The sequence below is a fragment of the Apilactobacillus kunkeei genome (assembly GCF_005930975.1).
In the GTDB taxonomy this organism is placed as follows: Bacteria; Bacillota; Bacilli; order Lactobacillales; family Lactobacillaceae; genus Apilactobacillus; species Apilactobacillus kunkeei_E.
In genome coordinates this window covers 34,826-57,190 of sequence record NZ_VBSE01000038.1, presented here as the reverse complement: position 1 = coordinate 57,190, position 22,365 = coordinate 34,826, and the positions used below count along the sequence as shown (strand labels likewise).

The window sequence follows — 22,365 nt, the reverse complement described above, 5'->3', positions numbered from 1 at the left end:
AGTTGAGTCGGACAAATCCAAAAATGAAGAAGGGTAATAATGATATACTTTGACAATAGTGCGACAACAAAACCAGACGATTCTGTTGTTGCAACTTACGATAAAGTAAGCAAAGAATTTTGGGGAAACCCATCTAGTTTACATCAATTTGGTGAACAATCATTCAATTTGTTGGAACAATCTAGAGCACAAATTGCTAAACTACTAGGTGTTTTGCCAAGTGAAATATTATTTACCAGTGGTGGAACAGAAGGTGACAACTGGGCAATCAAGGGAACGGCTTTTGAAAAACGTGCATATGGAAATCATATAATCGTAAGCTCTGTTGAACATCCTGCTGTAAAGAACTCTGTTGAACAATTAACACAATTGGGTTTTGAAGTTACTTACTTACCAGTAAATGATGAGGGACGTATCTCTGTCGATGATTTAAAAAAGGCTATCAAACCAAGCACCATCTTGGTTTCTATCATGGCAGTGAATAATGAAATCGGCGCAGTTCAACCAATTAAAGAAGTCGGGGAACTTTTAAAGGACTATCCTAACATCAGTTACCATATTGATTCAGTTCAAGGAATTGGTAAGGGCATTCAAGACTTGATTTTTAATGATCGTGTTGATTTTGCAACTTTCTCAGGCCATAAGTTCCATGCACCAAGAGGTGTTGGCTTTATGTACAAGCGAAGCGGTAAGAAGATTGCCCCATTAATTACAGGTGGCGGGCAAGAACGTAACTTGAGGAGTAGTACAGAAAACTTGCCTGCTATTACTGCAATGGCACGTGCTTTACGTCTATTATTAGATGATGAAGATAAAAAGGTTGCAAAACAACGCAAAATCAAGCAAAATATTTTAGGACATATTTCTAAATTTGATAAAGTAAAGATATTCTCAAAGGATAATGAACACTTTGCTCCACATATCTTGTGTTTTGCAATTTTAGGTGTTCGTGGTGAAACTATCGTCCATGCTTTTGAAAGTCATGGAATCTTTATTTCAACTACAAGTGCATGTTCTTCTAAGCGTCACGTTGCCTCAGGTACTTTATCTGCTATGAAGGTTGATGAAGATGAAGCAACTAGTGCTGTGCGTATTTCATTAGATGAACATAACACAATGGAAGAAGCAAATCGTTTTAATGAAGTCTTTGATGAACTTTACGAAAGATTTAAAAAGATTAACTCATAGAAAGGAAATCCGTGAATGCAATATACTGAAATAATGGTCAGATACGGTGAATTATCCACAAAGGGTAAAAACCGTAAGGACTTTATTAAGCAACTAGGCAAGAACGTTGACAGAGTGTTGCATGATTTCGAAAACTTAAAAGTAAGTGCTAAACGAGATCGTTTACACGTTACTTTAAATGGTGATGACTCAGATAAAGTTATCGAACGTTTAAAGGATGTTTTTGGAATTGAAAACTTTTCTCCTTCAATTAAGGTTGAAAAGGATATTGATAAGGTTAAAGAAACCGCCGTTGAAATGGTAAAAGCCCAATTCAAAGACGGGATGACCTTTAAGATTGATACTCGTCGACAAGATAAGCATTTTCCAATGGATACTCACGATATTAACGATGCACTAGGTGGATATATCTTGAGCAATGTTGATGGCATCAAGGTTCAAATGAAAAACCCTGACATTAAGTTAAGAGTTGAAGTTCGTATGAACGGAATATTCTTATCAAGTGAAACCATTGATGGAGCAGGTGGATTACCTGTTGGTACTGGTGGTCGTGCTACTATGATGCTTTCTGGTGGAATTGATTCACCAGTTGCGGCATACATGGGAATGAAACGTGGAGTGAAGTTAGATATGGTTCACTTCTACAGTCCTCCATATACAAGTGAACAAGCATTAGCTAAGGCAAAAGAATTAGCAGCTAAGTTGACTCGTTTTGGTGGTAACATCCAATTCATTCAAGTTCCATTTACCGAAATTCAAGAAGAAATTAAGGAAAAGGTTCCTGAAGGATATTTAATGACTATTCAACGTCGTATGATGCTAAGATTAGCCGCTAAGTTGACGTTAGACAGACATTGTAAGGGTGTCTTTACCGGAGAATCACTGGGTCAAGTAGCATCACAAACTCTTGAAAGTATGATGGCAATCAATGACGTAACCACTGTTCCGGTATTGAAACCATTGCTTTCAATGGACAAAACTGAAATCATTAAGATTGCTGAAAAAATTGATACTTACGACCTATCAATTATGCCATTTGAGGACTGTTGTACAGTCTTTACTCCTCCAGCACCAAAAACTAAGCCTGATCTAGAAAAGACTAGAGCTTGCGAAAAGCTAATTGATGTTGAAGGATTAATGCAACGCTCATTAGATAAAGTTAAGATTATCGACATTAAGCCGGGGGAAGAATTCTTGAATGCTCAAGAAGATGTTTTCGCTGAATTACTATAATCTCTAAAAAGAGATCATCATTTTTGGTGGTCTCTTTTCTTTTTGCTTGCAAATTAATCGTGTAAGCTGTATTTTAAATAACTAGCAACTACCAAATTAAGGAGATTTATAACATGCAATTAAAATTTTTAGATAAACCAGTTGAAACAATTAAAGAACCAATGGACAAAGGACAATCACTACCGGACTTTAAAGTGTTAGATGCTAATAGCAATGAATTTACAAACAAAGATTTCATCGGAAAGCCAGCATTGATTTTAACTGTCCCAGACGTTAATTCAAGAGTATGTAGTCTAGAAGCTAAGAAGTTTAACAGAAACGCTGATAAGTACGAAAATGTTGAATTTTACACTATTTCAAAGAATTCAGTAGAAGAACAAAGTAACTGGTGTGCTGCTAAAGGTGTTGAAAGTATGCACTTGTTATCAGATGCAGATACAGATTTTGGTAACCAATCAGGTACTTACGTAAAAGAAATTGACGCATTAGCACGTATGGTTTTTGCAATTGATGCCAATGGTCAAATTGTTTACCGTCAAGTGGTTGAAGAAATTGGTTCACAACCAGATTTTAAAGAAGCTCTCGCAGTTGTTGAAAAATTAAATAAATAGAGTTGACGATTTTCCAAAAATTGTCTAATATAATCAATATAGATTACAAATGCGGAGATCAAGAGAGTAATTTTGATGACGAGTGTCAGAGAAAAGATGATTAGGTGAGACATCTTTCCGTTATTAAAATGAAGGTAGCTTGTGAGCATTCATATTGATATTGATAATTTAGATATGAACGGGCCATCGTTAATTGGATTAAGAGAAAGTATTTTTTGATACTTTAAATTAGGTGGTACCGCGAGCACTTCGTCCTATTGGATGGAGTGCTCTTTTTATTTACTGGAGGGATGGACTATGGCAAAAGAAACTGAAATGTCTACTAAGTATGATCATGACGCCGTTGAATCTGGTCGTTATGAAAAATGGTTAGAACAAGACGTTTTCAAACCAAGTGGTGACAAAAAGGCAAAACCTTACTCAATCGTTTTACCACCACCAAATGTTACTGGTAAGCTTCACCTAGGACATGCATGGGATACAACCTTACAAGACATGTTAATCAGACAAAAAAGAATGCTAGGATACGATACACTATGGGTTCCTGGTATGGATCATGCTGGTATCGCTACTCAGGCTAAGGTTGAAGCAAAATTAAGAGACCAAGGAGTTTCTCGTTACGATTTAGGTCGTGAAAAATTTGTCGACAAAGTTTGGGAATGGAAAGATGAATACGCTGCAACTATCAAGAAACAATGGGCTAAGATGGGACTTTCACTTGATTATTCTCGTGAACGTTTTACTTTAGATGATGGTTTATCAGAAGCTGTTCGTAAGGTCTTCGTTGATTTATACAACCAAGGTTTAATTTACCGTGGTGAATACATTATTAACTGGGATCCGCAAGCACAAACTGCTTTGTCAGATATCGAAGTTATTCATAAAGATGATAAAGGTGCTTTCTACCATGTTAAGTACCCATTTGTAGATGGCACTACTTTTGATGGTAAAGACTACATTGAAATTGCCACTACACGTCCTGAAACTATGTTTGGGGATGTTGCCGTAGCTGTTAACCCAAGTGATGAAAGATACAAAGATATTGTTGGTAAGAAGATTATGGTTCCTCTAGTACAAAGAGAAATTCCAATCATTGCTGACCAATATGTAGACCCTGAATTCGGTACTGGTATGGTTAAGATTACACCAGCCCATGACCCTAATGACTTCAAGGTTGGTAACAGACATGACTTAAAACGTATTAACACTATGAATGGTGACGCAACTATGAACGAAAATGCCGGCAAGTATGTCGGTATGGACCGTTTTGATGCTAGAAAAGCAATGGTTTCTGACCTAGAAGACCAAGGTTACATGCTAAAGATTGACCCAATTGTTCACTCAGTTGGTCACTCAGAAAGAACCGGTGTTCAAGTTGAATCAAGACTTTCAACTCAATGGTTCGTTAAGATGCAACCACTAGCTGACCGCGCAGTTAAGAATCAATCAACTGATGATAAGGTTAACTTCGTTCCAGAACGTTTTGAAAACACATTCACTCAATGGATGGATAACATTCATGACTGGGTTATTTCAAGACAACTATGGTGGGGTCACAGAATTCCAGCATGGTACAACAAGCAAACAGGCGAAATGTACGTTGGAATGGAAGCTCCTAAGGATGCTGAAAACTGGGAACAAGATCCAGACGTTCTAGATACTTGGTTCTCATCAGCATTATGGCCATTCTCTACTCTAGGTTGGCCTGATGAAAACTCAGAAGATTTCAAACGTTACTTCCCAACTAATACTTTAGTTACTGGTTACGATATCATCTTCTTCTGGGTATCAAGAATGATTTTCCAAAGTTTAACATTTACCAACCGTCGTCCATTTAAGGATGTTTTACTTCACGGTTTAATGCGTGATTCGCAAGGCCGTAAGATGAGTAAATCACTTGGTAATGGTATTGATCCAATGGATGTTATCGATAAGTACGGGGTTGATGCATTGCGTTGGTTCCTAGCTACTGGTAATACAGCTGGACAAGACGTTCGTTTCAGTTATGAAAAGATTGAAGCTGCTTGGAACTTCATTAACAAGTTATGGAACGCTAGTCGTTACGTAATCATGAACCTAGGTGATATGGAAAAACCAGAATTACCTGGTTCTTCAGAATGGAACTTAGCTGACAAATGGATTCTAAGTAAGCTAAACAGCGTTGTAAATCAAGTTACTGATCAATTTGAAAAGTACAACTTCGGTGAGGCTGGACGTGCTTTATACGATTTTATTTGGAATGACTTCTGTGACTGGTACATCGAAATGAGTAAAGAAACTCTAACTGGTGACGATGCAAAGGCTAAGGAAAACACTAGAAATATCCTTGCTTACACATTAGACAAGATTTTGAAACTAATGCACCCAATGATGCCATTTGTTACTGAAAAGATTTGGTTAACAATGCCTCATGAAGGTGAATCAATTGTAGTTGCACCATACCCAGTTAACCATGATGAATTTGATGATGATAAGGCAGAAAAAGATATGGCAGCGTTAATTGAATTGATTAAGGTAGTTAGAAATATCAGATCACAAGCTAATGCTCCAATGTCATCATCAATTGACCTATTGGTTAAAACAGACAATGACGACTTAAAGAACATTTTCGAAGAAAACAAGCATTACATCGATCGTTTCTGTCATCCAAAGGAATTATCAATTGGTTCAGATGTTGTAGCTCCTAAGTTAGCTATGACAGGTATCATGACTGACGCTGAAATTAGCATTCCTTTAGCAGAACTAGTTGATTTAGATGAAGAAATTTCTAGAATCGAAAAGGAAATTGAAAATTACACATTTGAGGTACAACGTGCCGAAAAGAAACTTGCTAACAAGAAGTTTGTTGATAACGCTCCAGAACAAGTTGTTAACGCTGAAAAGGAAAAGCAAGCTGATAACCAATCTAAGTTAGATGCTGCAAAGCAACGACTAGAAGAAATTAAGAGTCAAAAGTAGTTTAGATTAATTAAAAAGTCGGGCGATATTGGCCCGGCTTTTTTTGAAGGGATGACAAAGATGGATTATCAAACAGCACTTAGCTTTATCCATGGTAGGTATAAGTTTAAAAAGCATCCGAGTTTAGATATCATTAAAGATCTTTTAAAACGTCTAGGCAACCCACAAAATACTATTAATGCTATTCATATTGCTGGAACAAATGGAAAGGGTTCTACTGTTGCCTACCTTAGGAATATTTTCCAGGAAGACCATAAAACTGTTGGAACATTCACATCACCATTTTTGATTAAGTTTAACGAACGAATTAGTGTGGATGGCAAACCCATTTCAGACGATGATTTGGTCGAACTAGTTGAAAAGATTAAACCAATTGCTGAAGAAATGGATAAAACGATACCTGGTGGTGGCCCAACGGAATTTGAAATTATCACTGCTATGATGTTTTTATATTTTGCTAATCATCCAGTTGATATTGTCATTGTTGAAGTTGGAATCGGTGGTATTTTGGATTCAACAAATGTGTTTGAACCAATAGTCTCTGTGATTACAACAATTGGGATGGATCACATGAAGTTATTAGGGGATACGATTCCAAAGATTGCTAGTCAAAAAGCAGGAATTATTAAACCCAAGCGTCCGGTGGTAATTGGTAAGGTCGATAGTGATGCGATGAAAGTATTCAAAGATAAGGCTTCTGAGATTGACTCACCATTATATGCTTATGAAAGTCAATTCAATACTTCTAAACCAGTTATGAATAATAATTGGCAACAATCATTTGATTATGAAGATGATGATAACCTGGTTCGAAACATTAAGACCAGTTTATTAGGCTTTTATCAACCACATAATGCAGCATGTGCAATTAAAACATATGTTTTACATCAACGAGAAAAAAATGAAATTGTTAATAATTCATCAATTATTAAGGGAATTGCTAACACAACGTGGCCAGGTCGTTTTGAAAGAGTGAATGATCAACCTCTTGTTGTCTTAGACGGTGCTCACAATATTGATGCTGTTAACGAAATGAAAAAGTTATTAACTAAAGACTTTGCTTCAAATGAAATTTACATCATTATCGGAATTTTAGCCGATAAAAATTACATGGATATGTTAAATGTTTTAGGTAGTATTAAGAATGCTCACTTAGTATTAACTAAGTTTGAAGCTTATGGTTCTAGACAAAGTGTGGATGTAGACGAGATAAATGGTCAAATCCGGTCTAAAAATCCAGTGTCTGTTATTGATAATTGGAAACAAGCAATTGCACAAACTGCAGCTGAAATGTCTGAAGACGACATGATTTTAATCACAGGATCACTATATTTCATCTCAGATGTGCGTAAATTATTCAAATTAGAATAAAAAATTGTTAAATTTTAAATTCTTTAATGATAAATGTTGCAAAATCGTATACACTAGAGAGTGTTATTAAAAATTAAAAAATAACTATGGTATACTGTGAAAGTATGCAATAAAAGGTGAAATTAAAAATAGCCAGCCAAATGTAATTATGAAGGGATGAAAAACTGTGTTTGGATTTGGAACTAAAAATATTGGAATTGATTTAGGAACTGCCAACACAATTGTTTACGTTGATGGTAAAGAAATTGTGTTAAGAGAACCTTCAGTTGTTGCTAAGAATACAAAAACTGGAGAAATCGTTGCAGTTGGACAAGAAGCAAGAGATATGATTGGTCGTACTCCTGCTAGTATTTCTGCAATTAGACCTATGAAAGATGGGGTAATTGCTGACTACGAAACTACTGTTACAATGCTAAAATACTACATTAACAAGACTGTAGGTCATGCTTCAGGTAAGCCTTACGTTATGGTCTGTGTACCAAGTGGTATTACTGCTGTTGAAAAGAGAGCCGTAATTGATGCAACTCGTGTTGCTGGTGCAAAGGATGCTTACGTAATTGAAGAACCTTTTGCAGCTGCCATTGGTGCTGGTCTACCTATTATGGACCCAACTGGTAGCATGGTTGTTGATATTGGTGGTGGTACTACAGATGTTGCCACTATCTCATTGGGTGGTATCGTATCAAGTAGATCACTTCGTGTTGCTGGTGACCGTTTAAACGACGCAATTGCCGCATACATCAGAAAGAAGTACAACTTATTAATCGGTGAAAGAACTGCTGAAAAGCTAAAATGGGATATCGGTTCAGCTTCAATCGAAGGTGCTAAAGATATCGAAAACGTTACTATTCGTGGTAGATACCTACTAACTGGTTTACCAAAGAGTGTGGAAATTACTGCTGAAGATGTAGCAAACGCTATTTCAGAACCAATTCAAGAAATCATTGGAACTGTTAAGGAAACCCTTGAAGAAACATCTCCAGAAATCTCTGCCGATGTTATCGATCATGGTATTGTCTTAACTGGTGGTGGTGCTTTATTGAAGAACTTACCACAAGTTATTTCAGAAGCTACTAAGGTTCCAGTTTCAATCGCTAAGAACCCGCTAGATTGTGTTGCAATCGGAACTGGTGAATCATTAAAGAGCATTGATATTATGAAGAGAAAATAGATTAAATAAGCGGGGAGGTTATCTTCCCGCTTATTTACTAGTTCGGAGGATTGAAAAATGCGTAAGTTTTTCTCCAATCGAAAGTGGTTAACTGCCATTTTGATTTTTATTATTTGTTTAGGTTTTATTTCCGTTTCTGTTTCAACCAGAAATAACAAATCAATGCCACCGTTTATCCAACGATTTGGAAATGATGTGGTTGGAATTGCTAGTTGGACTGTTGCTGTTCCAGCAAATTCAGTTAGACATGCCGGTGAAACTGTAAATAATTTAATTAACACATACAAAGAAAATCAAAAGTTAAAAGCACAAGTAGAAACAATTACATCAACTAAGGTTAGAGACCAAGCTATTCAAAATGAAAATGATCAACTAAAACGTGAACTTAAAATTAAAAGTGGTTTAGCTGATTATAATCCAATTGTTGCTGAAGCTTTAGTTAGAACACCATCAGCATGGAATGACCAATTTGTTATCAACAAAGGTTCATCTGCTGGGGTTAAAAAGAACATGTCTGTTCTTGGTGCTAAAGGATTAATTGGCCGTGTTATTGAAGTTAATAACAGTAATAGTAAAGTAGAATTAGTTTCTAATACTGTTGATTCTGACAACAAGTTTCCGGTTGAAGCTACTAATTCAAAAGGTGAAACGGTTAACGGAATTATCAACGGTTATGATAGAAAGACAGGTCAATTAATTGTTGGTCATTTAAATACCAAAGTTAAAATTAAGGTAAATGATAAAGTATCTACAAATGGTCTTGGTGGGATTACACCAAAGGGCATTTACGTAGGTAAAGTTGCAAAGGTAACAACTGATGATTATGGGACTGCTACTAAGTTGTACATTCAAACTCCAGCAAACATGAATGATCTTGAAGTTGTTACAGTTGTAGATAAAACATCATAGGGGTGATTAGGATGAGAGAACGTCAACCAATTAGATATGTTTTCATAATTGGCTTGTTCATATCTTTGTTCTTGGATGGATCAATTTCGTTAATTTTTAGTCACCTTCTATATGGAAAATATATATTAGTCCCAAGCATTACATTTGCATGGCTATTTTTTGGTATGTACTTCATTAATCGAACGAACGAACACATTGAAATATGGGCAGCCATTGCTGGATTGTTGTTTGATTTGTTCTACACTGGGATATTAGGTGTATACGTAATTATCTTTCCAATCGCAATTATTATTGGAAGAAAGCTATATCGATTCTTACCGATGAACGTTTTGACAGGATTGTTTTCATTTGCGTTTAATATTGCACTAATTAATGTTTTGGCTTATGGATTAAATCGTTTAATGAATGCTACTAACATGGCAGCTGGGTACTTTTTAATTCATGCAGTGATTCCCACTGTATTATTTAACTCAGTGTTATTCTTAATTTTGTACGTGCCAATCGGGGTATTATTTGATCGAATTGAGTAGAGTAATAAAAGAGATAAGAGGGAGTATCTATAAATGCAATCTGTAGTACTTAAAGGAACTAAAGACGGATATGAGTTAATTCTAAAAGAATCTGCTAGTGTGAGAGAAATTCTAGTTGACTTGAAGCAACTATTAGAAGGACTTGGCAAAGAAAGTGAAAAAGGCAAAGATCAATTACATTTGAACGTTCAAATGGGTAACAGATTGATGTCAGAAGAAGATAAAAATGATATCATTAATTTAGTTAATGACTACGAAAATCTAGTTATTGATAACTTTTTATCCAATGTTATTACCAAGGAAGAATCTGCTAAAATCATGGCACAAAACAATGTTGAAGTGATGAGCAGAGTGATTAGAAATGGTCAAGAAGTAAACGTTGATGGTGACGTTTTATTCTTTGGTAAAATTCATGAAGGTGGAAAGTTAATTTCCACTGGTAATGTGTTTAATATGGGAGTTATCGAAGGAATTGTTCAAGCAGGATTTCCCGATGATGAAAGTAAGTTAATTATCGGTAATTTATGCACAGCACAACAGGTTCGTGTAGGAGAACAATACGATATTGTAGCAGATCGTCCAATAGAGGATTCTGAAAAAACAGTAGTATATGTGAACGACCTACACGTGCTAAGTTATGGTAAAATAAAGAATCTAAAAGAGATTAATCCAAAGTTCTTTAATCGAATTGGAGGTATTGAATAATGGGAAAAGCCATTGTAATTACATCAGGTAAAGGTGGAGTTGGAAAGACAACTTCAAGTGCTAATATTGGAATTGCGTTAGCAATGATGGGAAAAAGAGTTTGTTTGATTGATTTAGATATTGGTCTAAGAAACCTAGATGTTGTTATGGGTCTAGATAATCGCGTTATGTACGATATCGTAGATGTTGCAACTGGTAGAGTAAAACTAGTTCAAGCAATGGTGAAAGATAAGCGTTTTGATGACTTATTATATCTATTACCTGCAGCCCAAAATACTGATAAGACCGCTCTAAACGAAGAACAAGTAAAGAGTATTGTTGATGAATTAAAACCAGATTTTGACTATGTCTTTATTGATTGTCCGGCCGGAATCGAACAAGGATTCATTAACGCTGTTTCTGGTGCTGATGGTGCAATTGTTGTTACTACTCCAGAAATTTCGGCCGTACGTGATGCCGACCGAGTAATTGGTTTATTAGAACAGCATCCACTTCAAGAAACACCAAAATTAATCATTAATCGTATCAGAAAATCATTGATGCAAGATGATAACTATATGGATGTTGATGAAATCACTACCCATTTAGGCATTGATCTATTAGGTATCATTTTAGATGATGACAAGGTTATTAGTACTTCAAATAATGGGGAATCAATTGTTATGAACCCTGATAACCCAACAGCTCAAGGTTACAGAAATGTAGCCAGAAGACTTGAAGGTGAAACAGTTCCATTAATGAAGATTGATGTTAAAAAAGAAAGTGCATGGGATAAGTTTAAGCATTTATTTAAACGTAACTAAACTTTGTTATTGACTTAAGATTGAAATTAAGTTATTTTATTAATTATTAAAGACTTTGAACAGAAATACATTTGTATGTAATTCACAGAGATCCTAGTAATCGGTGAAAGCTAGGTAATTACAGCAGATGTTCACATCTGTGAGTTGTTATTCTGAACGTAATTAGGAATAAACCGGTGCAGCCGTTATCTGCGAGTCAATTGACTCACTGAGCTATTTTGCGCGAGCAGAATAGGAAATTAGGTGGCACCACGTTTTCAACGTCCTTTTAGCACTTTGCTAAGAGGACGTTTTTTTATCAAAGGAGGAATAATTAATGCAATATATTTTACAAATATTGCCTTCACTATTTTCTGGGGTAGTAACCACATTAGAGATTTTCGCATTAACAATCGTTTTATCAATCCCATTAGGAATCTTAGTTTCATTAGCGTTAACCGGAAAAAATATTATCAAAGTAATCTTTGAATTTTATGTATGGATTATGCGTGGAACACCGTTATTATTACAATTAATTTTTGTCTTTTATGGTTTACCAATTATCGGAATTGTGTTCCCTAGATTCGAAGCAGCTGTCATTGCATTTGTTTTAAACTATGCAGCTTACTTCGCCGAAATCTTTAGAGGTGGTTTTCAATCCATCCCAAAGAACCAATTTGAAAGTGCTAAAATGCTACGTTTAACTCGCTGGCAAACTCTTCGTAAAATCGTTATACCACAAGTTTTCAAAATTGTTTTACCTTCAATCGGAAATGAAGTAATTAACCTAGTTAAGGATTCATCATTAGTTTACGTTATTGGTATTGGCGACTTATTACAAGCAGGAAATATCGCAACAGCACGTGATGTTACATTAGTTCCATTAATTTTAGTTGCTGTATTCTACTTGGTGCTAACAGCAGTATTAACACTTGTATTAAGAAAAATCGAGCAACGATTTGATTACTGGAGATAGGGGGGATTAACATGTTTCAAGTAAAAAATTTAAATAAAAGTTTTCAAGGTAAAACCATCATTAAGGACATGAATCTGGATGTTGATGATAACGAAATTTTAAGTATTGTTGGTCCTTCAGGTGCTGGTAAGACAACACTACTAAGATGTATAACTGGTTTGGAGAAAGTTGACTCAGGAAAGTTTTTCTTGGATGGTGAAGAAATTGATCCAACTGATGATTCAAAATCAGTTATCGGTGTAGTATTCCAAGACTTTGGTTTATTTCCAAACTTGACGGTAATTGAAAATATCATTTTGGCACCACAATTAGTTTTAAAGAAGTCAAAAGAAGAAGCATTAAAAGAAGCACAAGAACTAATCGATAAACTAGATTTAACAGGTAAAGAATCACTTTATCCATACCAATTATCTGGTGGACAAAAACAACGTGTTGCAATTGTTAGAACTCTTGCGATGCACCCCAAGATTATTTGCTACGATGAACCAACATCTGCTTTAGATCCTAAGCTTAGTGAAGAGGTTGGAAAGATTATTTTAGATTTAAAGAAACAAAATATTACACAGCTTGTGGTTACTCACGATATCGCATTTGCGAACCAAGTTGCTGACAAAGTAAAGGAAGTTAAACCTTTTAAAGAGGAGGGTTAGTTTATGAAGACCAAAATTTTAAAAATGGTTGGACTCATCAGTGCTTGTTTGATTGCCGTTATCATGTTATCTGGTTGTGAATCCGTTACACAAAAAGCAGATCATCAAGATACATGGAGTCGAATTAAGAAGAACAAACAAGTTACCATTGGTCTGGATGTAACCTTCGTTCCGATGGGGTTTGAAAACAAGAGTGGCAAAATTACGGGTTTTGATGTTGATTTAGCCAATGCTGTGTTTAAACAATACGGTATTAAGCCAGTATTTCAACCAATTGATTGGTCAATGAATGTAACTGAATTAAGAAACACCACCATTGATTTAATTTGGAATGGTTTCTCAGTTACCCCTGAACGTCAAGCTGTTGTTAACTTTAGTAATCCATACTTGTCAAATGATCAAGAATTAGTTACTTTGAAATCGTCTCATATTAATAAATTTAGTGATATGAAGGGCAAGTATTTAGGTGCTCAAAGTGGTTCATCTGGTCTAAATGACATTAATGACCAACCAAAATTATTAAAACAATATATTAAAAATCAGTCCCCAATTTTATATAATTCATTTACTAATGCATTTATTGACTTGAATCATGGTAGAATTAGTGGATTGTTAATCGATAGCACATATGCAAACTACTACATTGCACACCAACCTAATCCTAATTTATACAAAGTGATTACAAGTAAATTTCCGCAAGAGCAATTTGGTGTAGGTATTCGAAAAGGTGATAAGACAATGCAAGCTAAGATTAATGCTGCATTTAAAAAGTTGGCAAAGAATGGTGAACTAAAGAAGATTTGTGAAAAGTGGTTTGGTAAGAACTACAACACACCATTAATGAAATTAAAAGATAATATGAAATAGGAACTAGAGGTGGGATTTTGTTGCATAAGAAATTAGCTAATGGAGTAGACTTAAATGTTATTCCAGAAGATAAATTCAAAACAATTTCATTTAGTTTTGATCTAGTTAGCAATGCTATTCCTGAAAATTTTGCTAAACGAGCAGTACTTGCAGAATTGATGGAAATTAGTAATCAAGATTATCCAACGCAATCCAAATTAGCAAGATACTTATCATCAATGTATGGAGCCAGTTTTGGAACCAACGTTTTGAGATATGGTAATTTGTCTGTTCTAAGAATTAATTTGAGCATTCCAAACCCAAAGTTTGTGGATGCAAAAGATGATTTATTACAACGGGCTGTTAGTTTTATTTATAGCGTAGTATTCAAGCCATTGGTTTTTGATGGTCAATTTGATAAGGACACATTTGCCTTACAAAGAAACAATATGAAAAAATATGTTGAATCAGTTGCAGATGACAAGCAATACTATGCTTCAATTCAATTGAAAAAATTATTTTACAAGGACTACCTAAACCGTGGTTCTTTTATATTTGGAACACCAAATGATTATGATTTAATTGACGTTCAAAATGAGTATGAATACTATTCATCTGTCATAAAAAACGATAATATAAAAATTTCTGTTATCGGTGATGTTGATGAAGATAAGATTTATAACCTATTTGATCAGTTTAACTTGTCAGACCGCAGTAATGAATATGAATTGGAACCATTAACTTCATTTAGTATGAATACCGATATTGAAATGGTTGATAAAAAAATTCAATCGTCACAAAGTTGCTTGAATTTAGGATACCGTTTGCCCATTTTTTACAATAATAAAGAATCAATGGCAGCGATATTGTTCAACGCTGTCTTTGGTGGGACACCACAATCTAAGCTATTTAAAAACGTTAGGGAAAAGAACAGTTTAGCATACAGTGCAAGCAGTTCATATAACTCAATCAATGGTTTTGTGATGGTAAGTACAGGTATTAATTACAGTAATAAGGACAAAGTTTTATCTATTGTTAAAGAACAACTTGATGATATTGCGAATGGAAATATTGATATTAACGTTTTAAACAGTATCAAAGCAGAAATGATTAATGCTAAAAAATCTATTTTAGATAGTCCTCGTCAGAATATGGAACAACAATTCGTTAATGGATTATTGAATCGTGTATTGTCTTTTGATGAGTGGAAGCAACGTGTTAATGAAGTGACAATTGATCAAATTGCTAATGTTGCAAAAAAGGTAAAATTAAATTCAATTTTCTTCTTGGATGGGAGGATTGATGATGCAAATTAAAGAGTACGTAAATTTTAACGAAAAAGTATATATAGATAAGATGGACAATGGATTGTCAGTAGTAGTTGTTCCTAAAAAGGGTTACCAAAAAACATATGCCACATTTTCTGTGCGATATGGATCTATTGATACCAATATTGATGGTAAAATTTATCCAGCAGGGATTGCTCATTTTCTAGAACATAAGATGTTCGATAAAGAGGATCATGATGCCATGGATGTTTTCTCTAAATATGGAGCAGGGTCTAATGCATTTACTAGTTTTAATAAAACCAGTTACTTATTCTCTACAACTGATAAAGTTCATGAAAACTTAAATGAGTTATTGGACTTTGTTCAAGAACCTTATTTCAGTGATGCAAAGGTTGAAAAAGAAAAAGGAATCATTGGACAAGAAATCAGTATGTATGATGATGAACCCGGTGCAGTTTTGTTCTTCAAGACAGTTCAAAATATGTTCCCAGATACATCATTAAATGTTGATATTGCTGGGACTGAAGATTCAATATATAAGATTACTAAACAAGACTTGTATGATTCTTATAATTACTTTTATCAACCACAAAATATGCAACTTACAGTTGTTGGTAACGTTATTCCTGAAGATATTTTTAAGTGGGTTAGTGATAATCAAAATAAAAAAACTTTTGACAATGTTAAAGATGTTAAAAGAACATCAATTCAGTCATTTGAAATTATTAATGAAACCACTCATTATATGGATGTAAATCGTCCTAAAGTTGCTTTAGGAATTAAGGGTGACTCTACGTATAATGGGGATATCAAATATGAACTATCCATTTCATTATTACTACAGCTTCTTTTATCAGAAGGTTCTGATATTTATGAAAAGATGTACAATGATGGAGTTATCGATGATTCATTCGGTTTTGATTTTGATTGTGAAGACCAGTTTAATTTCGCGGTTTTAGCGGGAGAAACAGAAAAAATCAATAAATTCATTGATATGATTTCTGATGTATTGGTCAACTTTACCGACTATATCTCAGGTAAAGAAGATGAGTTTGAATTAATTAAAAAAGAAGAAATCGGTCAACATGTTTCAATGATGAATTCAATTGAAGCAATTGCAAATAACATGTCAGACGAGGATCATGATTTTGAAAATATTTATGATGAAGTTGAAATGATTAAACAATTAGAATTAGATGATTTAATCCATTATGGAAAATTATTCTTGAAACCTGACATGATAGTAAAAAATAAGATTTTTCCAAAAAATTAATTAGTTTAGATGCCTAGATAATATAGCTAATTATGATATACTGTAGATGTAAAATAATAAATAAGTGGAGTAATACCTATGCAAAATAACAATGGAAAACAAGTAGAAATTGGTAAATCACTACACGATGCACGTGTCGCCAAGGGAATGTCCATTGACGATATTCAAAAGATTACCAAAATCCAAAAACATTACCTCGAAGCAATTGAACAAGGGAACTTCGCTGAACTTCCTGGTGATTTTTATGTTCGCGCGTTTATTAAGCAGTTCGCTGACACTGTTGGCGTTAACGGTATTGAATTATTGAATGAACATGACGACAGTCTTCCTGATACTCAAAGTGAAGAATACGCTGATGAAGTATCTAAGGATGACGTTAATAGCCGTGTAGCTAGTCGTAGTCGTGAACAAAGAAAAGACTCATTCCGTAAGGCTATTCCAACTATCGGAATTATAGTTGCAATTTTAGTAGTTGTTTGCGGTGTTTGGGCGGTTGTTGTACATACTAATAGTTCTTCGCAAACAAGTATTAGCAGTAGTTCTGTTTCAGTTACTGGTTCTTCAGAATCATCAAGTAGCAAGGCTGATAACAAGAAGAAAGAAGATAAGAAGTCCACTGAAGGAAAAACTACCATTAAGGAAGTTAATGCTACTAAGTATAATGTGACTGGTCAAAAGGAAAACACTGTTACTTTAAAGGCAACTGGTAGAGCATGGTCATCAATCATGGCTGATAATAAGACTCTATTCCAAGGTTCACAAAACAGTGGTGATAAGAAGGATGTTAAGCTTCCATCTGACACTAAGAGTGTTAACATTTCATTAGGTAATACTCAAGGTGCTAAAATCTTGGTTAATGGTACTGAATTGAAATACGATAAGAGCACACCTTTAACTACACAAATTACATTAGAATTTAGTAAATAAAAAAGAGGGCTTTATTAAAGCCCTTTTTTATTTCTATGGAGGAAACTATGAATTTACCAAACAAACTTACATTAATTAGAATAATAATGATTCCATTATTCATTATCTTGCTTTCATGTTCTATTAACATGGGAACGGTTATCTGGTTAGGCACAAGTATCCAAGTTACCAGAATCGTTGCAGCAATTGTTTTTGCTGCTGCATGTATTACAGACTTTTTAGATGGACAAATTGCTAGAAGACAACATTTAGTTACGAACTTCGGTAAATTTGCTGATCCATTGGCTGACAAAATGATTGTTATGTCAGCATTCATTATCCTCGTTTCATTTGGATTTGTACCTGCATGGGTAGCAGCTGTAATTGTATGTCGTGAACTGGCCGTTACTGGGCTTAGACTAATTGTTGTTGAAAATGATGGCCAAGTAATTGCTGCTGCATGGCCTGGCAAGATTAAAACATTCAGTCAAATGATTGCCATCATTTTATTATTATTGAATGATTTCTTATTTATTCCATTTACAACTATTGGTTTTGGTACATTATTACTTTATATTTGCTTATTCTTCACTGTTTACTCAGGTGTTGAATACTTTTGGAAGAGTCGCTTCATTTTTTCAGATTCTTTTAAGTAAAAAAGTTTTAATTATCGTATATATATAAGGAAGGTCGAATTATGTATGCAAATTGATACATCAATTGTTAACAAACTAATTGACGATAAAATTACAATAACCGGAGCAGAAAGCTTAACTGCGGGAATGTTTCAATCCACTATTGGTGGAGTTCCCGGTGTTTCTTCTATCTTCTTTGGTGGATTTGTTACTTATTCAAATGAATCAAAGGCTAAATTGTTGTCGATTCCAATGGATGTCATTGATAATTATGGAGTTGTTTCAGAGCAAGTAGCAATTTGGATGGCTAAACAATCAAAGCAAATCATGAATGTAGATGTAGGCGTTTCCTTTACAGGTGTAGCTGGTCCTGATAGTTTGGAAGGGCAACCTGCAGGAACTGTATTTATCGGATTAGATTTCAAGGGAAATCAAGTTGCGAAAGAATTTCATTTTAGTGGATCACGTCAAGAAGTACGTGAACAGTCAGTGCAAGCTGCATTAGAAATGATTGAAAATGAGTATTCTAAATAATGCGAACTTTTGTTCTGTTTTACTTGCTTTTTTAGTGATAGATTAGTATAGTATAAATATCGAATAGTTATAACAGGGAGGTCAAATTAATGGCTGATGAACGAAAAGCGGCTCTAGATGGTGCCTTAAAACGAATTGAAAAAGAATTCGGTAAAGGTTCAATCATGAGAATGGGAGACCGTGGAGATACTAGAATTTCCACTGTACCAACAGGTTCTTTAGCACTTGATAACGCATTAGGTGTTGGAGGATTCCCACGAGGAAGAATTGTTGAAATTTATGGACCTGAAAGTTCAGGTAAAACTACCATTGCGCTACAAGCTGTTGCGGAAGTACAAAAGCAAGGCGGAACAGCAGCATACATCGATGCTGAAAATGCTTTAGATCCAGTATATGCTACCAACCTAGGAGTAAACATTGATGATTTACTTCTATCACAACCTGATACTGGTGAACAAGGTTTACAAATCTGTGATGCCCTTGTATCTAGTGGTGCTATAGATATCGTAGTTGTGGATTCAGTTGCGGCTTTAGTACCTAGAGCTGAAATTGAAGGTGAAATGGGTGATGCTCACGTTGGTTTGCAAGCTCGTTTAATGTCACAAGCACTACGTAAGTTATCTGGATCAATTAACAAGACTAAGACTATTGCTCTATTTATTAACCAAATTAGAGAAAAAGTTGGAGTTATGTTTGGAAACCCAGAAACTACACCTGGTGGACGTGCTCTTAAGTTCTATTCAACTATCAGACTAGAAATTAGAAGAGCTGAACAAATTAAAGATGGTACTGACATTATTGGTAACAGAACTAAGATTAAAGTTGCCAAAAATAAGGTAGCTCCTCCATTTAAACGTGCTGAAGTTGATATCATGTACGGTCAAGGTATTTCACAAACTGGTGAATTAGTTGATATGGCCGTTGAACAGGATATTATTGGTAAGTCTGGTTCATGGTACTCTTACGGTGAAGAAAGAATTGGACAAGGTCGTGAAAATGCAAAACAATTCTTACAAGATAATCCGGACAAAATGGAAGAAATCAACAAAAAAGTTCGTGCCGCATATGGCATGGGTGAAGATGATTCTGAATCAGGCGAGTCTGAACAAACAAGTTTGGATACCGGTGAAGAATAATGATAAAGAAGCCGAAAGGCTTTTTTATTTTGCAAAAGAAAATAACATGTGTTGACACTTTCACAACTAAAATTTAAAATATAGTAATGTACATTGAACTATTTATTTAGTTCGCAAAATGACTAATAAATTGTTCAATGCGCAATTATCAAAAACTTAATTAAATTAGATGATGTGGAGGTGCAATAAGCCTATGACTTATTTTTTACCTATAATCCTCGCAATCATCGCTGCTTTTGTAGTTGGTATTTCTGTGGGAATGTTTTCTAACAAGAAGATTGTTGATAAGAAATTAACAAAGGCCCACATGAGTGCACAAGATATTTTGGAAGATGCTAAGCGACAAGCTCAAACCTCAGCTAAGGAAGCAATTCTTGAAGCAAGAGAAAAGAGTAACCATTATCGTTCAAACATCGAAAAGGAAATTAAGCAAAGACGAATCGAAGTTCAACGACAAGAAAATCGTCTAATTCAACGTGAAGATTCTTTAGATCGTAAAGATGATGCTTTTGATAAGCGTGAAGATTCATTGAATAAGCGTGAAGAAAAGCTTAATTCAAACCAAAAGAAACTTGAACAAAAGCAACAGCAAGCTGATATGCTAGTTAAACAACGTCAAGATGAATTAGAACGTATCTCTTCACTTTCTCAAGAAGAAGCACAAGAGCTAATTATTAACGAAACAAAGAAAGAATTAGCTGATGAACGTGCCAAGATGGTTAAGGATAGTTATAACTTAGCTCGTAAGGAATCTTCTGAGAATGCAAAGAATCTAGTTATTGAAGCGATTCAACAAAGCGCTGCTGATATCGTATCTGAAACCACAGTTTCAGTTGTTAACCTGCCTAACGATGATATGAAGGGTCGTATCATTGGGCGCGAAGGTAGAAACATTAGAACTTTTGAAACCCTAACAGGGATTGATTTGGTTATTGATGATACGCCAGAAGCAGTTGTGCTAAGTGGATTTGATCCTATTAGACGTGAAGTTGCCAAGATGGCACTTGAAAGCCTAATTAAGGATGGTCGTATTCACCCAGCTAGAATCGAAGAAATGGTAGATAAGAGTCGTCGAGAACTTGATGAAAAGATTCAAGAAATTGGTGAAGAAACAGTATTTGATTTAGGAATTCATTCATTGAGTCCTGAAATGATTATGATGATTGGTAAGTTGAAATTTAAGATTTACCATGGTCGTAATGTTTTAAGCCATTCTATTGAAGTTGCGAAGTTGTCAGGTGTCTTAGCCGCAGAATTAGGTGAAGACGTCGTATTAGCAAAACGCGCGGGATTATTGCACGAAATTGGTCGCTCTGCAGATAATGAAACAGAAGGTTCTCATATTGACCTTGGTGTCGATTTAGCCAAGAAGTTTAAGGAAAGTCCAGTTGTTATTGACTCAATTGCAGCCGATAATGAGGACAGTGAACCTAAGTACATCATTTCTGAATTAGTTAATATCGCAAACAAGATTGCGATTGCTAGACCAGGTGCAAAGAGTAAATCTCTTGAAAGCTTTGTTCATCGTCTAGAAAGTTTGGAAACAATTAGTGATAGTTTTGAAGAAGTAAATAAGAGCTACGCAATTCAAGCCGGACGTGAAATTAGAGTGATTGTAAAACCAGAAAAAGTTTCTGATACTCAAGCAGTTGTTTTAGCTAGAGATATTAAAAATAAGATTGAAGAGGATATGGAATATCCTGGACATATCAAGGTTACAATTATTAGAGAAGTAAGATCAATCGAATATGCAAAATAAAAAAAGGGCATTTGCCCTTTTTTATTTTATGTAAAACGATGTAAAATAGTATATATATAATAATGAATTGAGGACGAAAATGAGAATACTATTTTTAGGCGATGTAGTGGGTAACTTGGGGGTAGAGATGGTAAGTAAGTATCTACCATTATTAAAAAGAGACTACAAGCCACAGGTGACGATTGTAAATGGAGAAAACTCAACATCATTTGGTCGTGGGATTAATAAAAAAGTATATAAACAAATTATGAATGCAGGGACTGATGTAATTACATTGGGAAACCATGCATGGAATAACGAAGAAATCTTTGATTTTATTGATGATACAAAAAAATTAGTACGTCCTCTTAATTATCCTGGTAAAGATGTGCCGGGTAGTGGATATACAATTATTAATGTTAACAATAAGAAATTGGCAGTGGTTAATTTACAGGGAAGAATCTTTATTGATCCGATTGATGATCCCTTCCAAAAAATAGACGAACTTATTAGCAAAATTAAAAATGAATCAGATGCAATTTTTGTTGATTTTCATGCTGAAACAACAAGTGAAAAGAAAGCAATGGGAATGTATCTAGATGGTCAGATTTCTGCGATTGTGGGAACCCATACACATGTACAGACAAATGATGACCAAATTTTAAAAAATGGCACAGCGTTCATTTCTGACGTTGGAATGTGTGGACCTTTTGATGGTGTTTTAGGAATGAAGTATGAAAACATCATTCATCGTTTCATCACACAACGTCCCACTCGATTTGAAGTCGAAGAAAGAGGACGCGGAATCGTCTCCGGATGTGTTATTGATTTAAGAGATGATGGTACTGCTAAATCTATTGAAAAAATATTAATTGATCCAAATCATTCATACAAAGGTTAGTAGCAAAGGAGGATATTGTTTTA

21 protein-coding genes and 2 other annotated features are annotated in these 22,365 nt (G+C 34.8%); all 21 genes read left to right on the top strand.

The features are described from left to right. The first annotated feature begins 39 nt into the window (after nucleotides 1-39). The 21 genes from FD688_RS03110 to FD688_RS03010 all read left to right on the top strand — a co-directional run bounded on the left by FD688_RS03110 (nucleotide 40) and on the right by FD688_RS03010 (nucleotide 22,342). Nucleotides 40-1,188 carry a cysteine desulfurase family protein gene (locus FD688_RS03110; RefSeq protein WP_138741752.1) on the top strand — a complete coding sequence of 383 codons (1,149 nt, stop codon included), beginning with the start codon at nucleotides 40-42 and terminating at the stop codon, nucleotides 1,186-1,188. 15 nt (nucleotides 1,189-1,203) lie between these two features. Further along, nucleotides 1,204-2,421, top strand: a complete 1,218-nt coding sequence (gene thiI / locus FD688_RS03105; RefSeq protein ID WP_138741751.1) for a tRNA uracil 4-sulfurtransferase ThiI — start codon at nucleotides 1,204-1,206, stop codon at nucleotides 2,419-2,421. A 113-nt stretch (nucleotides 2,422-2,534) separates the two neighbouring features. Beyond that, complete coding sequence (locus tag FD688_RS03100; protein WP_138741750.1) at nucleotides 2,535-3,032, top strand: peroxiredoxin; 498 nt, start codon at nucleotides 2,535-2,537, stop codon at nucleotides 3,030-3,032. A 45-nt stretch (nucleotides 3,033-3,077) separates the two neighbouring features. After that, nucleotides 3,078-3,292, top strand: a binding site (T-box leader). Between the two features lie 37 nt (nucleotides 3,293-3,329). Next, nucleotides 3,330-5,990 carry a valine--tRNA ligase gene (locus FD688_RS03095; protein ID WP_138741749.1) on the top strand — a complete coding sequence of 887 codons (2,661 nt, stop codon included), beginning with the start codon at nucleotides 3,330-3,332 and terminating at the stop codon, nucleotides 5,988-5,990. Between the two features lie 51 nt (nucleotides 5,991-6,041). Then, entirely contained in the window at nucleotides 6,042-7,361 is a 1,320-nt protein-coding gene (locus tag FD688_RS03090; RefSeq protein WP_225426091.1) for a bifunctional folylpolyglutamate synthase/dihydrofolate synthase, read from the top strand. 166 nt (nucleotides 7,362-7,527) lie between these two features. Further along, a complete protein-coding gene (locus tag FD688_RS03085) occupies nucleotides 7,528-8,532 on the top strand; it encodes a rod shape-determining protein (RefSeq protein WP_034532118.1) in 1,005 nt (334 codons plus the stop codon). A 57-nt stretch (nucleotides 8,533-8,589) separates the two neighbouring features. Beyond that, nucleotides 8,590-9,441, top strand: a complete 852-nt coding sequence (mreC, locus tag FD688_RS03080; protein WP_138741747.1) for a rod shape-determining protein MreC — start codon at nucleotides 8,590-8,592, stop codon at nucleotides 9,439-9,441. Between the two features lie 11 nt (nucleotides 9,442-9,452). After that, nucleotides 9,453-9,971 carry a rod shape-determining protein MreD gene (gene mreD / locus FD688_RS03075; protein ID WP_138741746.1) on the top strand — a complete coding sequence of 173 codons (519 nt, stop codon included), beginning with the start codon at nucleotides 9,453-9,455 and terminating at the stop codon, nucleotides 9,969-9,971. Nucleotides 9,972-10,004: 33 nt separating this feature from the next. After that, nucleotides 10,005-10,676, top strand: a complete 672-nt coding sequence (locus FD688_RS03070; RefSeq protein WP_138741745.1) for a septum site-determining protein MinC — start codon at nucleotides 10,005-10,007, stop codon at nucleotides 10,674-10,676. Then, the gene (gene minD, locus FD688_RS03065; protein ID WP_034534331.1) at nucleotides 10,676-11,479 is read left to right on the top strand and encodes a septum site-determining protein MinD; all 804 of its coding nucleotides are present in this window, start codon (nucleotides 10,676-10,678) and stop codon (nucleotides 11,477-11,479) included. The genes FD688_RS03070 and minD overlap by 1 nt, the downstream gene beginning before the upstream one ends. A gap of 46 nt (nucleotides 11,480-11,525) precedes the next feature. Continuing rightward, nucleotides 11,526-11,750 (top strand) — a binding site (T-box leader). Between the two features lie 45 nt (nucleotides 11,751-11,795). After that, the gene (locus FD688_RS03060) at nucleotides 11,796-12,434 is read left to right on the top strand and encodes an amino acid ABC transporter permease (RefSeq protein WP_138741744.1); all 639 of its coding nucleotides are present in this window, start codon (nucleotides 11,796-11,798) and stop codon (nucleotides 12,432-12,434) included. Between the two features lie 11 nt (nucleotides 12,435-12,445). Next, nucleotides 12,446-13,084, top strand: a complete 639-nt coding sequence (locus FD688_RS03055) for an amino acid ABC transporter ATP-binding protein (protein ID WP_138741743.1) — start codon at nucleotides 12,446-12,448, stop codon at nucleotides 13,082-13,084. A 3-nt stretch (nucleotides 13,085-13,087) separates the two neighbouring features. Further along, nucleotides 13,088-13,951, top strand: a complete 864-nt coding sequence (locus tag FD688_RS03050; RefSeq protein ID WP_138741742.1) for an amino acid ABC transporter substrate-binding protein — start codon at nucleotides 13,088-13,090, stop codon at nucleotides 13,949-13,951. 20 nt (nucleotides 13,952-13,971) lie between these two features. Next, on the top strand, nucleotides 13,972-15,246 hold the full coding sequence (gene yfmF, locus FD688_RS03045) for an EF-P 5-aminopentanol modification-associated protein YfmF (protein WP_138741741.1): 1,275 nt from the start codon (nucleotides 13,972-13,974) through the stop codon (nucleotides 15,244-15,246). Beyond that, entirely contained in the window at nucleotides 15,236-16,492 is a 1,257-nt protein-coding gene (gene yfmH / locus FD688_RS03040) for an EF-P 5-aminopentanol modification-associated protein YfmH (protein ID WP_190242892.1), read from the top strand. Before yfmF ends, yfmH begins: the two co-directional genes overlap by 11 nt. Nucleotides 16,493-16,570: 78 nt before the next feature. Continuing rightward, entirely contained in the window at nucleotides 16,571-17,419 is an 849-nt protein-coding gene (locus tag FD688_RS03035; protein WP_138741739.1) for a helix-turn-helix domain-containing protein, read from the top strand. 47 nt (nucleotides 17,420-17,466) lie between these two features. Continuing rightward, nucleotides 17,467-18,054 carry a CDP-diacylglycerol--glycerol-3-phosphate 3-phosphatidyltransferase gene (gene pgsA, locus FD688_RS03030; protein ID WP_138741738.1) on the top strand — a complete coding sequence of 196 codons (588 nt, stop codon included), beginning with the start codon at nucleotides 17,467-17,469 and terminating at the stop codon, nucleotides 18,052-18,054. A 45-nt stretch (nucleotides 18,055-18,099) separates the two neighbouring features. Next, nucleotides 18,100-18,567 (top strand): CinA family protein, encoded by a 468-nt coding sequence (locus FD688_RS03025; RefSeq protein ID WP_138741737.1) that lies wholly within the window; start codon nucleotides 18,100-18,102, stop codon nucleotides 18,565-18,567. An 89-nt stretch (nucleotides 18,568-18,656) separates the two neighbouring features. Further along, nucleotides 18,657-19,703 carry a recombinase RecA gene (gene recA / locus FD688_RS03020; RefSeq protein WP_138741736.1) on the top strand — a complete coding sequence of 349 codons (1,047 nt, stop codon included), beginning with the start codon at nucleotides 18,657-18,659 and terminating at the stop codon, nucleotides 19,701-19,703. Between the two features lie 193 nt (nucleotides 19,704-19,896). Further along, nucleotides 19,897-21,462, top strand: coding sequence for a ribonuclease Y (rny, locus tag FD688_RS03015; protein WP_053796470.1), 1,566 nt, complete (start codon nucleotides 19,897-19,899; stop codon nucleotides 21,460-21,462). A gap of 79 nt (nucleotides 21,463-21,541) precedes the next feature. Further along, nucleotides 21,542-22,342, top strand: a complete 801-nt coding sequence (locus FD688_RS03010) for a TIGR00282 family metallophosphoesterase (protein WP_138741735.1) — start codon at nucleotides 21,542-21,544, stop codon at nucleotides 22,340-22,342. Nucleotides 22,343-22,365 lie beyond the last annotated feature (23 nt).